The sequence below is a fragment of the Halovenus carboxidivorans genome (assembly GCF_009831575.1).
GTDB classification, from domain to species: Archaea; Halobacteriota; Halobacteria; order Halobacteriales; family Haloarculaceae; genus Halovenus; species Halovenus carboxidivorans.
Genome location: NZ_WUUT01000002.1, coordinates 356066 through 369633, shown reverse-complemented (window position 1 = coordinate 369633; position 13568 = coordinate 356066). Strand labels below are relative to the sequence as shown.

Sequence of the window (13568 nt, the reverse complement as noted above, 5' to 3'; positions counted from 1 at the left end):
TCACCGGCCTCTGGCAACGGGAACACAATGAGTCTGGACGATTCCGACCACGAACTCATCGTCGACCACCTCGGTCGCGAACCGACGCCGGCGGAGGCGGCACTGTTCGAGAACCTCTGGAGCGAGCACTGCGCGTATCGCTCCTCGCGGCCGCTTCTGAGCGCCTTCGACTCCGAGGGCGAACAGGTGGTCGTCGGCCCGGGCGACGACGCGGCGGTCGTCTCTCTGCCCGCCGGCGAGGACGGCTCGGAGGCGTACATCACGATGGGTGTCGAGAGTCACAACCACCCCTCCTACGTCGACCCGTTCGACGGCGCGGCGACCGGCGTCGGCGGAATCGTCCGGGACACGCTCTCGATGGGCGCCTATCCCATTGCACTGGCCGACTCGCTGTACTTCGGGGACTTCGACCGCGAGCACTCCCGGTATCTCTTCGAGGGGGTCGTCGAGGGGATCAGCCACTACGGCAACTGTATCGGCGTCCCGACGGTGACGGGCAGCGTCGCCTTCCACGACGACTACGAGGGCAACCCGCTGGTGAACGTCGCCTGTATCGGGCTGATCGACGACCCCGACCGGATGGTCACCGCAGAGGCACAACAGCCGGGTAACAAACTCGTCCTCGTCGGCAACGCCACCGGCCGCGATGGTCTCGGCGGCGCTTCCTTCGCCAGCGAGGACCTCTCCGAAGACGCCGAGACCGAGGACCGCCCCGCGGTCCAGGTCGGTGATCCGTACACGGAGAAACTGCTGATCGAGGCCAGCGAACGCCTCCTCGACGAAGACCTGATCGAATCCGCGCGCGACCTCGGCGCGGCGGGTCTGGGCGGCGCGTCGAGCGAGATGGTCGCCAAGGGCGGTCTCGGCGCTGACATCGAACTCGACGCCGTCCACCAGCGCGAACCGAACATGACCGCGCTGGAGATTCTCCTCTCGGAGTCACAGGAACGGATGTGTTACGAGGTCACCCCGGAGAACGTCGAGGAGGTGAAAGCGGTCGCCGAGCGGTACGACCTCGGCGCCTCCGTCATCGGTGAAGTCACCGAGGGCAACTACCGCTGTACGTTCGAGGGCGAGACTGTCGTCGATGTCGACGCCCACTTCCTGGGAGAGGGCGCACCGATGAACGACCTGCCCACCGAGCCACAGCCGACAGCCGAGCGCGACCTCCCCGACGCCGACCTCGATGCGGCGCTGGAATCCGTCCTGTCGAGTCCGAACACCGCCTCGAAACGCTGGGTCTACCGGCAGTACGACCACGAAGTCCAGGTCCGAACCTCGGTGCGACCGGGCGACGACGCCGCCGTGCTCGCGGTGCGGGAGGCCGACGTGGGGCTCGCGTTCAGTTCGGGTGCCGATCCGAACTGGACGGACGCCGCGCCGTACGACGGGGCGCGGGCAGTCGCACTGGAGAACGCGACCAACCTCGCCGCGAAAGGCGCCGTTCCCCACGCGGCGGTGGACTGTCTCAACGGCGGCAACCCGGAGAAACCGGACGTATACGGCGGCTTTTCGGATATCGTCGACGGACTGGCCGAGATGTGCCGGCGACTCGACGTGCCGGTCGTCGGCGGCAACGTCTCGCTGTACAACGACTCACCGAGCGGCCCGATCCCACCGACGCCGACGCTCGCTGTCGTCGGAACCAAAGACAGCTACGACGCACCGCCGCTGTCGCTGTCCGGCGAGGGCGATATTCTGCTCGTCGGTGAGGGGCCGGTCGCGGGAGGGCGAGAGGCTCGGCTCGGCGGCTCGGAGTACCTGTCGGCCTTCGGCGGGACCGATCGGTTCCCGGCCGTCCCCGAGGACCCGAGCGGGTTCGTCGAGACGGCGGCGGCCGTCGCCGACCGCGAGACGACACTCGCCACCCACGACGTGAGCCACGGCGGCCTCGCGGTCGCCCTGGCGGAGATGGTCTCGGGCGATGCGGGGGCTTCCGTCACCGTCGACGGCTCGACTCCGGCGCTGTTCGACGAACGACCCGGCCGGGTCGTCGTCGAGACGACCGCCCCCGAGGACGTTCGAGCGGCGTTCGACGGTGTCGCGCCGGTGACCCAACTCGGGAGCGCCGACGGCTCCGGGACGCTCTCGCTGTCGCTCGACGGCGAGACGACGACCCTCGAAGCCGAGCAGATTCAGGCCTACCGCGACGTGATCGCGGAGACGCTCGAGTGAGCGTTCGCTCCCGACCCGCGGATTTATATACGCTGACGGGAACATCCCGAGCATGGAGATTCCGGACCGGATCGCAGCGGCTGCGGACGGGGAGACGATCCAGTCGGCAGTGAGCCTCGGCGACGACGACGTGATCTGTTTCACGCCGACACGGACCCTTCTGTACCGCGGCGAGGGACTGTTGAGCGACGAGAGCGTCGACACATACAGCCACGATATCGAGCGACTGAACCTCTCCGAGGGCCGCCGCAAGACGACCTTCGCCCTGGAGTACGTCGACAGCGTCGAGAAGTTCAAGGTGGCGAGCAACCGAGCCGATCAGGTACTCTCGCGGCTGCTCACCGGCGTGCTCAGGGCCGCCGGCGTCATCGACGAGGAGGAGGCCGTCGCCGGCGTCTTTCTGTTCAGCGAACTCACGCTCGTCGTCACCGACTCACAGTTGCTCAAACACGTCGGCGCGTACGTCTGGGACCCCGACTTCGAGGAGTACGCCTTCGAGGATGTCACCGGGCTGGAGTTCGAGGAGGGCAGCGTCGCAACCCAGGTCGTCATCTCGGTCGGCGGCCGCCCACAGCGGATCAAGGCTCCCAGCGACGAGGCCCGCCGGCTCCGACAGACGCTGACGAACGCGCTGTTTGCCTACCACGACGTCGACTCCCTGGAGGCCCTCAACAAACAGATCGGTCAGCAAGCCGAGACTGACTCCCCGTCCGACGCGACCGGAGAGAGTGGACTCGGCCTCGACGAGAACATCTCGCCGCTGGTCGGCGACGACGATGACGACAGCCACGAGTCCGACCACGAGACGGCAGGAGACGACACTGAGAGTCCCGCTGTCGGGGGTGATGGGGCGACAGTCGTCGCAGAAGCCGAGACGGACGCTCCGTCTGCGGACCCCTCCGGCGGCGGGCGACCGACATCGACCCCGGACACCGACGACGCCAAGCAGGACCGCGGCGAGGAACTCGAACGGTTGCGCGAGCAGGTCGAAACGCTCACCGAGGCCGTCGAGGCCCAACAGCAGCAACTCGCCGAGCAGAGCGAGGAGATTCAGACCCAGCGCGAGACCATCGAGCAACTGATCGAGGAGCTCCGCCGCCAGACCTGATCACTCTCGCCCGGTGACTTTCCGGATACACGACGACCCGAAGGGGCCGTGTTCGCCCGCCTCGAAGGTCACGAAATAGCCCGTCGAGATATCGGCCCCGCAGCGTCGACAGGTGAACTCCCCCTCTCGCTCGACCACGTCGGCCTCGAAACTGAGAACCGATCCCGAGTTGGTGTGGATCACGCCGTCGCCCCGGTCGATGATCCCGCGCATCTCCGCGGTATCGAGGATCTCTCTGGTGATCGCCGGATCGCTCGTGATCGTCTCGATCCGGTCGACCGCGTCCGACAGCGGCATCTGATCGTCCTCACAGTGGGCGAGCAGTTCGACGCCGAGTTCGATCCGCTCGCGAACCGGTTCGGCTGGCGGGTCCTCCGTCACACCCGGATCAACGGGCGCGGACCACAAAGCGTTTGATGACGTGGACCTGTCATCCGATGATGCGCGCTGCGACGAGGCGACAACTTCTCGGGCTCGCGGGCCTGCTGAGCGTTGCCGGCCTCGCGGCGGTGCTGTTCTCGCCCGGGGCCGTCCTCGTGTGGCTCGAACATCTCGCCTCCCGTCCGCTCCTCTTCGCGGCGGCGCTGGTCGGTCTCTACCTCGTTCGGCCGTTTCTCCTCTGGCCAGTGACCTCCGTCGCGGTCCTGCTGGGCTATCTCTACGGCCCGGCCGCCGGGTTCGGCCTCGCAATTGCCGGCGCGGCGCTGACCGCGCTCCCGCCGTATCTGCTCGGCCGGTACGCCGACGACAGTATCGGCCTGTTCGGCTACGTCAGCGATACCGCCGAGCAGTTCTTCTCTGCCACCGGTGATCTCCGGGGGGTCGTGGCCGCCCGGTTCTCCCCGATTCCCGGCGATCCGATCTCCTACGCCGCCGGACTGTCGGGTGTCTCGGCCGGACCGTTCCTGCTCGGCACGATGGTCGGGGAGGTGCCGTGGGCCTTCGTCGCCGTCTTCGCCGGCGCGTCGATGCGGACGCTGGATTTCTCCTCGTTCGCCCTTCCGCCGGAGCTGATCGTCGCGCTCGCCGGACTGACCGTACTTCTGCTGGCCGGTCCCGTCTACCGGCGCCTCCGGTCCGGAAACTCGCTCGACCGTCAGTAAAAGGTGTCAGAACAGTCGTAGACGACGCCGTGTCGTGGACAGACGTACTTGCAGTGGCGGCGGTACATCGGCTCGTCACAGCGCGGACACGGCCGACCGCCGTCGTCTGTCATCGTTGGCTCCGTAGTGTCCTTCGTTCAGCACTCGGACCAGCCGCAGGACTCGCAGGTCTTGCAGCCCTCCGAGTAGTACAGCGAGAGCGCGCCACAGTCCGGACACTCGGGACTCTCGCCGGAATCGATGATCGACTGCTGGTCGGTCTTCGATCCTGCGTCCGCGTTCGCACCCGCCGAGACGGCACCGCCGTCGGTCTCGGGTTCGGTCTCGACGCGTTCGTTCGCGGTGTCGGATTCGGCCTCCTCGGTTGTCTCTTCGAGGGTCTGCTGTTGCGGGTACGCCCGCTCGACGTCGCCGTCGAGATAGCGTCGCATCGCCGTCCCGATCGCGTCGGGGATGGACTGGATCTGCTCGCCTTTGTCCCAGGCGACTTTCGGCGAGCGGATCCCCTGCAGTTCGTCGGCAATCTCGTTCGGATCGACACCCGAGCGAAGCGCCGTCGAAATCGTCTTCGCCAGCGCCTCGGTGAAGGAGGCGGTGAAGCCGCCGGAGTTGCCGATGTTGGCGAATAGCTCGAACGGCCGGTCCTCCTTTGGATCCTCGTTGATGTTGACGTAGAGTTTGCCGTAGCCCGTGTCGATGCGCTGGGTGATGCCGTGGAGCACGTCCGGTCGGCTCTGTTTCTGTGCGTAGGCCCGCTCGTTGTCGGCCGACGCGAGCAGATCCTCGACCTGCTGGTCGAGGGCGGCCTGGACCTCCTCGTGGTCAAGGAAGCCCTCGATGCCGCCGAAGACCTCTTCGATCTGCTCGATGAGTTCGCTCTCGTCCATGTCGGCGAACTCCGTGTTCTGCGCCCGCGTGGTGAGCACCTGCTTCGAGCGGGTGCCGTCGCGGTAGTAGGTGACGCCCTTGCCGCCGTGGTCGTAGATGTACTCGAAGACCTCCTTTGCGTCTTCGACCGTCGAGTCGTTCGGGGCGTTGACCGTCTTCGAGATGGCGGAGTCGACACCCTGCTGGCAGGCCGTCTGGACGCCGGCGTGTTCCTTGGCGGAGAGGTCACCCGTCGTGACGAACAGTTCACCGATCGCATCGGGCACCGTCGTCAGGCCGTCGACGCCGTCGAACTCGTTGTTGGCCATCTGCTCTTGGGCCTCCTCCTTGACCGCGTCGACGTCGATCCCGTTCTCCTCCAGCGTGCGGAGGAAGTAGTCGTCGAACTCGACGAGCATCTCGTCGCCCTGCACGTCGTCGGAGACGTTCTTGTAGTAGGCGACGTTGTAGATGGGCTCACAGCCGCCGGTGGTGTTGCCGACCATGCTGGTCGTGCCCGTCGGCGCGATGGTCGTCGTGTTGTGGTTGCGGATCGGGAAGCCGTCTTCCCACTCGTCGGCGTCCAGCCCGGTGTGGTGCTCGAACCACTCGCGGTACTCGGTGGGATCTGCGTACTTCGATTTCTCCCACTCGCCGAATGTGCCGCGCTCCTCCGCGAGTTCGTGGCTGGTCTGTTTCGATTCGTGGTTGATATGGGTCATCAGCTGACGGGCCGTCTCGTTGGCCTCGTCGCTGCCGTACCGCATGCCGAGCTGGACGTACAGCTGAGCCAGCCCCATGATGCCCAGTCCGATCTTGCGCATCTCCCGGACCGTCTCCTCGATCTCGTCGACCGGGAAATCGGACATCGTGACGACGTTTTCGAGAAAGCGCGTGCCGAGTTCGATCCGGCGGTCGAACTCCTCCCAGTCGATCGCCTCTTCGAGGAACGCCCCGATGGCCGCCTCCTGGCTGTCGTACTCGTCGGCGTGTCGCTCCGACCAGACACGCCAGTCGGGAGCGTTCGTCGCGGCCAGCGTCGAGAGGTTGATGTGGCCGAGGTTACAGGCCTCGTACTCCTCCAGGGGCTGCTCGCCGCAGGGGTTCGTCGCCAGGATCTCGTGATCCGGGTGCTCCTCCACGTCGAAGGAGTGTTTCTTGTTGATCCGTTCGAGGTAGACGACGCCGGGTTCGCCGTTCTCGTGTGCGCCCTGGACGATGTCGTCCCAGATCTCGCGGGCGGGCACGGAGAGCACTTCGCCGGCCTCGACGTACTCACCGAGTCCGAACATCTCGTACAGTTCTTCGGTCTCCTCGGTGGCGATGTGCGGCTCCTCGGTGCGCGGGTTGGTGAAGGTGAACTCCTCGTCGTTCTTGACGGCCTCCATGAAGTCGTCGGTGATACCGACGGAGATGTTGAAATTCGAGAGGTGGCCCTCGACGGCGTTCCGGAGGTGTTCCGGGACGCGACCCTCGTCGTCGATCAGATCGCGGGCCTCTTCGAGCGCCTCCGCGAAGGAGGTGTGCGTGAAGTCGTCGGGATCGTTCAGTCGCAGTGTATTCGCCAGTGACACGTCCTTGTTCTTGGCGTGGATGAACTGGATCACGTCCGGGTGAGAGACGCGCATGACGCCCATCTGTGCACCGCGGCGGGCACCGCCCTGTGCGATAGTCTCGCACATCTGGTCGTACGTGCGCATGAACGTGATCGGTCCGGAGGCGATGCCGCCGGTCGACCCGACGGGGTCGCCGTACGGGCGGAGCTTCCAGAAGGCGTAGCCCATGCCGCCGCCGCTCTGGAAGACCTGTGCGGCCTCCTTGGCCGTCTGGTGGATGTCGTCGATGTCGTCCGCGGGCGAGTCGACGAAACACGCGCTGAGCTGCTGGAGTTCGTCGCCGGCGTTCATCAGCGTCGGCGAGTTCGGCATGAAGCCGAGCTGTTCCATCTGTTCCTGGAACTCCGCTGCGGTCTCCTCGACGTGCTCGCGGACGCCCTCCGGAAGCTCCGGAACGATGGTGTCGTAGGCGAACTTGTTGACGTTGTACTCGTTCAGGACGGTTTCGACGTCGTCGCCGGTCGTCGTCCCTTTGCCGAAGACCTCCTCGGCCAGTTCGTCCCGTCGCGGGTGGTCGGGTTTGACCTGGTCGGGGGTGACGGTGATCTCGATGCCTCGGTTGTCGGCCTCGTAGACCGCCTCGGCCAGCGCGATGTTTTTCGCGACGCGCTCGAACAGGTCCTCCGGCTCCTCGGCAACGTTGCCGTCGGCGTCTTTCTTCAGATACCGTGCCGGTAGGATGTTGTGGTATGCGTTCGATGTCAGCCGCTCTTCGAGCGTCTCTCCTTCTGTGCGTTTGATCGGTAGTGACAGGTCGTCAGCCGCGAGTTCCTTACTCATTGGCTCCCACCTCGTACCCCTGGTTTTGCGCCGATCCGCCGCCGTGTGCGTGCTCCCATTACTATCATTTGTGACGGAACTTCTGTTCGGTTTGGACCCAAATATAGGTTTTGTCTCTGGGTTCCTTTAGGTTGTTTTATGTGTCATAATTCTCAAACGTCCGGATAGCACAGCCGCTACCCGAACGCTTCGGCTCAGTGTATTGGAGTGGTCGACCACTCTTAACGGTGTCTAGACCGGAGTGAAAGTGAAAATCCGAGCGAAGATCTGCAAGACAGCGAGCGGGTCAGAGTCGAAACGGTGGGGGGTTTCGCCTGGAGATTTCGGGGGTCACTGCCCCCGGAGGTCGCGGTAGGCGTCGAGATACCGTTCGATCACCACGCCGTGGTCGTGCGAGTCCCAGTGGTCGTCGCGCGTCCGGTGCTCGAACCCGCCCGCGTCGACGATAGCGTCGGCCAACTCCTGGGGGTCGGTGACGCGGTAGCTCCGCTCGTAGTTTTCGATCAGTTCGTGCGCGCTGGACTCCGCCTGGTACTCGACGATCCCGATACAGCCACAGGCCAGCGCCCACAGCAACTCCGTCGCGAACTCCTCCCGGTATGCGGTCTGGACGAAGGCGTGCGCCCCGCGGTACAGTTCCAGACGGCGCTGTCGGTCGCAGGCACCCACGAACGTCACCCTGTCGTCGATCCGGAGATCGGCCGCCTCCTGCTCGTAGTCGCTCCGCTTCGGTCCGTCCCCGATGATCGTCGCCGTCCAGTCCCGTTCGCGCAACTCCGCCATCCCCAGCAGGAAATCCTCGATGTTCGCGCTCTCGTCGAGTCGGTGTGCGTACACGATATCGATCCCCTCGGCCGGGTCGACCGCCTCGATTCGCTCGGTGTCGATACTCTCGGGGATCACCATCGTCTGCTCCTCCGTGGCACCGTACTCGCGGATCCGCGTCCGGACCAACTGCGACGGCGTTACCGCGCGAGTAGGGGCCGTCGCCGCCCACGTCCGACGCCGCTCGGACAGTTGCTCGTCGCCGAACCACTCCGCGAACAGCGGCGCTCGGGCGAGTCGGCTCCCGGCGGCCGCGGCGAGCACCTGCTCGCCGGGTACCGGACGGACGTGGACGATGTCGGGATCGTACGCTCCGAGTAGTGCGGGGAGACGCACGCAGAACGAGGCGAGTGCGCTTCCGAGGGTCACCCCGCGGTACCGGAGACCGCCGACGGTCCACTCGTCGGTGTAGCTGTCCCACCACTGGCCGCAGAAGACCGTCACCTCGTGGCCGCGATCCGCGAGCAGGCGGCCAATCCGCTCGAACCGTCGCGCGCCGGCGCTATCGACCTGCTGTGCCGTCTCCATCGCAACGAGCGCGACGCGCATACTGAGGAGCGACGGTGCCGGCGAACAAAAATCCCATCCATCCGGGTGGCCGCCGTCGGGGGTTTAGTCGGCCGCCGCTGGCGGGGCCGCACCCTCTGTCATCGTCAGTTCGACCCCGCCCTGGAGATCGATCTCTAGATCGGCCACTGCGAGGCTATACTCGCTGGTGTGGGATCCGTTCGTACAGAGGCGAACGGACTCCTCGAGCAGTCCCGCCTCGGTCAACTGGTCGACCTTCCGGTAGGCCGTCGAGGACGGGAGATCACAGATCTCACAGAGTTCACTCGCCGAGAGCGCCCGGTCGCTCGCCGCTTCGAGGATCGCGCGACAGTCGCTGTCCTCCAGTGCGCCCATCAGCGTCGAAATCTCCGTCTCGTCGTCGATGGTCTGTTCGGTCTGTCGCTGGGGGGAACGTCGGAATCGGCCGCCTTGCCGTGAACTCATTGTACTCGTCTCTACCGGTTGCTCTCACCCCAGGATGCACCACAGATATCCGGGCTGGTTTATGTACCCCGCCAATACTGCGGTGTTACCCGACGGTGACGACCCGGCAGTCGACCCGACCCCGCAGAAAGGACTCGATATCCGGATCGTCGGTGAGCCGTCGGATCATCTCCCGCCAGCGGCTGACCTGTTTCTTTCCGATGACGACGATATCCGCTTCCTCCGCGGCGACCTCCTCGAGAATCGACTGCTCGACGAGCAGCCCTTTCCTCACCGAGTAGCGGACGTTCGGGAGCGTGCCGAACTCGTCCTCGACGGTGGATTTGAGTTGGCTTCTCGTCACCTGGTTCGCGCTCTGATAGAGGTTGATGTGCAGGATCGTCAGCGAGGCATCCTCCTCGGACGCGATCCGGATCGCCTCTTCGAGGGTCTCCCGCGAGTGCTCGCTGAGTGGGTATCTGACCGGGACGACGACCTGTGTCATTCACCGGGTGTTTCCATCCGGGGGCACCTGAGCGTGTCGGCTCGACCCAATGCGTCTTTGTCGCTCGACTGTGATGTGCGTGTATGGACCGAATCACTGGCCCGAACGACCAATCGCTGTTCGTCGACCGGACCGCGGGGAAGCGCGGACAGAAAGGCCCCTTCTTCGTCGTCTACGCCGACCAGGACGCCGAGACTCGATGGGGCTTTTTCTGCGGACACTGCGAAACGGCCGACAGCGCCGTCGACTCGATGGGCCGCGTCCAGTGCAACGAGTGCAGCAACCGGACGAAAGCCGAGGAGTGGGACTCCGCTCACGAGTGAGTTGTCAACTATTCGAGCAGTGGATACGTTTATGATGTTTGGGGTGGTATGACATACCGAATGAGTGCCGTGAGCACCTCACTACAGAAGGAGGCGGAATCGATCTTCACCGACCTGGGCTACGAGGTCACGCCGGAAGGGGCCGAGATGCAGGCCCAACGGAAGTGGCGGGTCGTACAGGTCACACCGATGGCCGAACCGGCCGAACCGCCGAGTTCGGGGGAGCTCCGGTGTTTCGTCACGCACGCGGACACGGTTTCTGCGCTGGAGGAGAGACTCGAACTCGCCGATCCCGAGTACGAGTGGGCGATCATCGGCGTCGAGGACGACGGCTACTCGGTCTGCCGGTCGTAAGCACCGCCGCGGCACGTCTGTCGCACTCAGTCGGCAGCGGGCTGTTGTTCCGGATCGAGCCGGTGCCCCAGCGCCGGCAGGATCGTACTGTCGAGTGAGAAGCGACCGCTGCCGGTGATCAGCAGCGCCGAGGACAGCCCGAACAGCGTGATGTGTGCGAGCACAGGATCGTCGGGTAGACCGAACAGCGTCGTCGTCAGGAGCACGAATCCGGTGGCCGCGGCTCCGCGGGTGAACGTCCCGGTTACGAAGGCGACCCCGACGGCTGCTTCGACGAGTCCCGCCCCGAACACCCACAGTTCCGGCGAGACGGGGACGACGGCGACGAGGTTGTACTTCTCTACGACGGCCAGCGCCGAGGCGGGTTCGAGCCACTTCTGCGCGATTCCGAGATAGAGGAAGTTGAGCCCGAGAAAGAGCCGCAACAGAACTGGGGCAGCCCCGCGCTCGATCCCGGCGTCTGTGAGCAATCCACCGACCGTCCTGATCCCGCGGAACCGGCTCAGTAGCGTCCCGTCGGTGACGACCAGCCGCCGAAGCATCAGGTCGGCGCTCGGCTGGCCGGGACCGACGACGAGAATCGCGAGAAAGCCGGCGATGTACTCGCTGGCCAACAGCATCGGCGTCCCGACCGTAAACAGTGCGCCGAGATAGGTAACCAGCCCGAGGGCGGCCACGATTCGAGTACCGAGACCGAACAGCAGCAGAAACCCGATGCCGACCTGCAGCAGCCGAGCATCGGCTCCGACAACCGGCGTAAAGAGGTAGCCCGCAAACCCCGCGCCGACCAGCGGGAGTCCGACCGACAGCCGAAGCATCCACGGGAGATACGGCTGGTAGGACTGCAGCGTCCGGCGGGCGACGGTGATGTCCCGGAGCGAGCCCGCGAACCTGAGATAGCCGACGGCGAGTCCGAGCACGGCGAGGCTCCCGAACAGAAGCACCGCGACGCTCACCGGATCCGAGAAGACCGCGGCGAACAGCTCCCGGGCCGACCCGGCGGCGTCCTCGTCTGTGACGTAATCGACGTGTGCGGCGGCGGGTTCGGCGAGTCCGGCGACGACTGCCCCACCAGCCGCGGCCGCCCCCGCGATCCGACGGACGTGTCCCATGATACCGAACCTGAATACGTGTTGGACGATTATAAAATGCGTCAGATGATCGGCGGCTACCGGCCGGTAGGTCCGAGAGAAATCAGACAGTGTCGGGGTCGCGCACGGCCTGAACGACGACGGGGCGAGAATTTTCCCGGGAGCAGAGTCGGTTGGGTTCGCCGGACAGCTACGTTTATGATCCGCGGTGCCCAAGCCGCGGGCGATGGTCGGAACCGCCGTACTGACCGTCGGTGCCGGCGTTCTGTTCGGCCTCGCGCTGGCGGCCCCACCGGGACCGATGAACGCGATTATCGCCGAGGAGAGCGTCCGTCGCGGCTGGGGTGCGGGATTCCGCGCCGGACTCGGCGCGATGGTCGCGGATTTCGTCTTCTTCCTGCTCGCGCTCGCCGGTCTGGTCGCCGTCATCGAGGCCGCCCCCCGCGTCCGGGCAGCCATGGTCGCGGTCGGCGGCGTGTTGATGCTGTACTTCGGCTACGGCGCGCTCGCAAGCGTCGGCGAGACGCTGACCGGCGAGTCCGACGGCGGCCCCAACAGAGGATTTCTCAAGGCCTTCGTCCTCGCGATCACGAACCCCTATCAGATCCTGTTCTGGCTCACGGTCGGCGTCGGCCTGCTCTCCTCGGGGACGCTCGACGTTCTGAGCGTGCTCCCGCTGGTCGGAGACGCCCTGGCCGGTCTGGTCGTCGTCGAAACGGGGAGCCCGTTGCTGGTCGGGGGACTGTTCGGCGGCATCGTCGTCTGGATCGTCGGCTTTCCCGCCGCGCTCGTGACGGGTCGCAACCGGGTCGACCGCCTCGCACCGGCCGTGGCTGTCGTCAGCGGTCTGGTCCTCGTCGGGGCGGGCGTGCTCTTCGTGATCGACGGGCTCTCGACGCTGGTCTAGGCCTCGAACTCGATACCCGCAATCTCGTCTTCGAGCCACTCCCTGAACCACCGAACCCGCTTGAGTCGACGGTGTGCGATATCCGTCGCGGTCTGGCTCCGCACCCGCTTTTTGGCCTCCTCGCCGCGTTCCAGCACGCGGCCCACCATCTCGGCGCTGTCCATGTGCGTCCGGGACTCGTAACCCATCCGTAAGAGCATGAGCGCCGCGCCGTTCGCGCCGACCTTGTCGAGGATATCCGCCTCGATCAGACACTGTGTTTCCAGCGGCAGGTCGTCGATATCTCCCTGGTAGGAGTGATCCTCGACCGCCGAACAGACCTGATCGACGAACGAGTCGGGGTAGTCCGTCTGGATCTCCAGATACTCGCGGGCGATGCGAGCCCCCTCCTCGGCGTGGATATCCTGATCGACTTCGAGTTTGGCGATATCGTGAAACAGCGCTGCAACACGGGTTATATCGGTGTTCGCGCCCTCTCGCTGTGCAATCTCCTCGGCGAGTTCGACCACGTTACGGATGTGATTGAACCGGTACTCCGCGGAGTGCCACGGATACCATCGCATTCGTCCACCTTCCTCCTCGGCCTGTACGCTCGCGGCCAGATAATCGTGGACGAACTGTTCCATCTCCCGAAATTCCGCATCCGAAACGGGTGACTCGCGAATCTCAACACCCACAGCACCACCTCCCCGAACGGAAACGTGCGTTGTTCATCTTACCTTATAGATGGTGAGATTAGCTCTTTAGCGTTACGACACCCGATTCGGCCAAATTTCCGGAGACAACGCCGATCTGAAACCCGGTCCAACTGGTGTGTTCACCGCTCACATCCCTGTTTTGTCTCGTGGTAACACGGTACTACCTGCGGATAAGTGACAACTGTCGTTCATTATCCGCGATCCGATGTATCTCGGCCGGCACCCGGGACAGCACCAGTGGTGA

At 65.2% G+C, this 13568-nt stretch carries 14 protein-coding genes; 6 read left to right on the top strand and 8 right to left on the bottom strand.

The genetic code is table 11. The annotated features are described in order from the left end of the window. The first annotated feature begins 27 nt into the window (after positions 1-27). The gene (purL, locus tag GRX03_RS07320; RefSeq protein ID WP_159763542.1) at positions 28-2175 is read left to right on the top strand and encodes a phosphoribosylformylglycinamidine synthase subunit PurL; all 2148 of its coding nucleotides are present in this window, start codon (positions 28-30) and stop codon (positions 2173-2175) included. 52 nt (positions 2176-2227) lie between these two features. Beyond that, on the top strand, positions 2228-3283 hold the full coding sequence (locus GRX03_RS07315) for a DUF7115 domain-containing protein (RefSeq protein ID WP_159763541.1): 1056 nt from the start codon (positions 2228-2230) through the stop codon (positions 3281-3283). Here the strand turns inward: GRX03_RS07315 and GRX03_RS07310 are convergent, their stop codons facing one another. Next, the gene (locus tag GRX03_RS07310; RefSeq protein WP_368278153.1) at positions 3284-3664 is read right to left on the bottom strand and encodes a DUF5830 family protein; all 381 of its coding nucleotides are present in this window, start codon (positions 3662-3664) and stop codon (positions 3284-3286) included. A 59-nt stretch (positions 3665-3723) separates the two neighbouring features. On the opposite strand from GRX03_RS07310, the gene GRX03_RS07305 reads away from it, so the two are divergent. Then, positions 3724-4386 carry a TVP38/TMEM64 family protein gene (locus GRX03_RS07305; RefSeq protein WP_159763540.1) on the top strand — a complete coding sequence of 221 codons (663 nt, stop codon included), beginning with the start codon at positions 3724-3726 and terminating at the stop codon, positions 4384-4386. On the opposite strand, the gene GRX03_RS16970 is transcribed toward GRX03_RS07305, so the two are convergent. The 5 genes from GRX03_RS16970 to GRX03_RS07285 form a co-directional block, all read right to left on the bottom strand. Then, the gene (locus tag GRX03_RS16970) at positions 4380-4499 is read right to left on the bottom strand and encodes an HVO_2523 family zinc finger protein (protein WP_303646652.1); all 120 of its coding nucleotides are present in this window, start codon (positions 4497-4499) and stop codon (positions 4380-4382) included. The two genes, GRX03_RS07305 and GRX03_RS16970, sit on opposite strands and share 7 nt — an antisense overlap. Positions 4500-4523: 24 nt before the next feature. After that, a complete protein-coding gene (locus tag GRX03_RS07300; protein WP_159763539.1) occupies positions 4524-7649 on the bottom strand; it encodes an adenosylcobalamin-dependent ribonucleoside-diphosphate reductase in 3126 nt (1041 codons plus the stop codon). A gap of 330 nt (positions 7650-7979) precedes the next feature. Next, entirely contained in the window at positions 7980-9023 is a 1044-nt protein-coding gene (locus tag GRX03_RS07295; protein ID WP_159763538.1) for a glycosyltransferase, read from the bottom strand. Positions 9024-9086: 63 nt separating this feature from the next. Further along, positions 9087-9467, bottom strand: a complete 381-nt coding sequence (locus tag GRX03_RS07290) for a winged helix-turn-helix domain-containing protein (RefSeq protein ID WP_159763537.1) — start codon at positions 9465-9467, stop codon at positions 9087-9089. An 85-nt stretch (positions 9468-9552) separates the two neighbouring features. Then, the gene (locus GRX03_RS07285) at positions 9553-9951 is read right to left on the bottom strand and encodes a universal stress protein (protein WP_159763536.1); all 399 of its coding nucleotides are present in this window, start codon (positions 9949-9951) and stop codon (positions 9553-9555) included. Positions 9952-10034: 83 nt separating this feature from the next. On the opposite strand from GRX03_RS07285, the gene GRX03_RS07280 reads away from it, so the two are divergent. Continuing rightward, positions 10035-10274: a DUF5816 domain-containing protein gene (locus GRX03_RS07280; protein ID WP_159763535.1), complete on the top strand. Its 240-nt coding sequence runs from the start codon at positions 10035-10037 to the stop codon at positions 10272-10274. Positions 10275-10334: 60 nt separating this feature from the next. Beyond that, complete coding sequence (locus GRX03_RS07275) at positions 10335-10628, top strand: DUF7116 family protein (protein WP_159763534.1); 294 nt, start codon at positions 10335-10337, stop codon at positions 10626-10628. A 26-nt stretch (positions 10629-10654) separates the two neighbouring features. On the opposite strand, the gene GRX03_RS07270 is transcribed toward GRX03_RS07275, so the two are convergent. Then, positions 10655-11740 carry a DoxX family protein gene (locus GRX03_RS07270; RefSeq protein WP_159763533.1) on the bottom strand — a complete coding sequence of 362 codons (1086 nt, stop codon included), beginning with the start codon at positions 11738-11740 and terminating at the stop codon, positions 10655-10657. A gap of 205 nt (positions 11741-11945) precedes the next feature. Between GRX03_RS07270 and GRX03_RS07265 the strand changes: the two genes are divergently transcribed. Then, on the top strand, positions 11946-12626 hold the full coding sequence (locus GRX03_RS07265; RefSeq protein WP_159763532.1) for a LysE family translocator: 681 nt from the start codon (positions 11946-11948) through the stop codon (positions 12624-12626). Here GRX03_RS07265 and GRX03_RS07260 read toward each other — a convergent pair. Beyond that, positions 12623-13303, bottom strand: coding sequence for an HD domain-containing protein (locus GRX03_RS07260; protein WP_368278151.1), 681 nt, complete (start codon positions 13301-13303; stop codon positions 12623-12625). The two genes, GRX03_RS07265 and GRX03_RS07260, sit on opposite strands and share 4 nt — an antisense overlap. Positions 13304-13568: the final 265 nt, after the last annotated feature.

What these genes read in the sequence shown, in the direction of transcription:
- purL (WP_159763542.1), top strand. Translation starts at nt 28, where the DNA reads ATGAGTCTGGACGATTCCGACCACGAACTCATCGTCGACCACCTCGGT.
- GRX03_RS07300 (WP_159763539.1), bottom strand. Translation starts at nt 7,649, where the DNA reads ATGAGTAAGGAACTCGCGGCTGACGACCTGTCACTACCGATCAAACGC.
- GRX03_RS07290 (WP_159763537.1), bottom strand. Translation starts at nt 9,467, where the DNA reads ATGAGTTCACGGCAAGGCGGCCGATTCCGACGTTCCCCCCAGCGACAG.
- GRX03_RS07295 (WP_159763538.1), bottom strand. Translation starts at nt 9,023, where the DNA reads ATGCGCGTCGCGCTCGTTGCGATGGAGACGGCACAGCAGGTCGATAGC.
- GRX03_RS16970 (WP_303646652.1), bottom strand. Translation starts at nt 4,499, where the DNA reads ATGACAGACGACGGCGGTCGGCCGTGTCCGCGCTGTGACGAGCCGATG.
- GRX03_RS07305 (WP_159763540.1), top strand. Translation starts at nt 3,724, where the DNA reads ATGCGCGCTGCGACGAGGCGACAACTTCTCGGGCTCGCGGGCCTGCTG.
- GRX03_RS07265 (WP_159763532.1), top strand. Translation starts at nt 11,946, where the DNA reads ATGGTCGGAACCGCCGTACTGACCGTCGGTGCCGGCGTTCTGTTCGGC.
- GRX03_RS07315 (WP_159763541.1), top strand. Translation starts at nt 2,228, where the DNA reads ATGGAGATTCCGGACCGGATCGCAGCGGCTGCGGACGGGGAGACGATC.
- GRX03_RS07275 (WP_159763534.1), top strand. Translation starts at nt 10,335, where the DNA reads ATGAGTGCCGTGAGCACCTCACTACAGAAGGAGGCGGAATCGATCTTC.
- GRX03_RS07285 (WP_159763536.1), bottom strand. Translation starts at nt 9,951, where the DNA reads ATGACACAGGTCGTCGTCCCGGTCAGATACCCACTCAGCGAGCACTCG.
- GRX03_RS07270 (WP_159763533.1), bottom strand. Translation starts at nt 11,740, where the DNA reads ATGGGACACGTCCGTCGGATCGCGGGGGCGGCCGCGGCTGGTGGGGCA.
- GRX03_RS07280 (WP_159763535.1), top strand. Translation starts at nt 10,035, where the DNA reads ATGGACCGAATCACTGGCCCGAACGACCAATCGCTGTTCGTCGACCGG.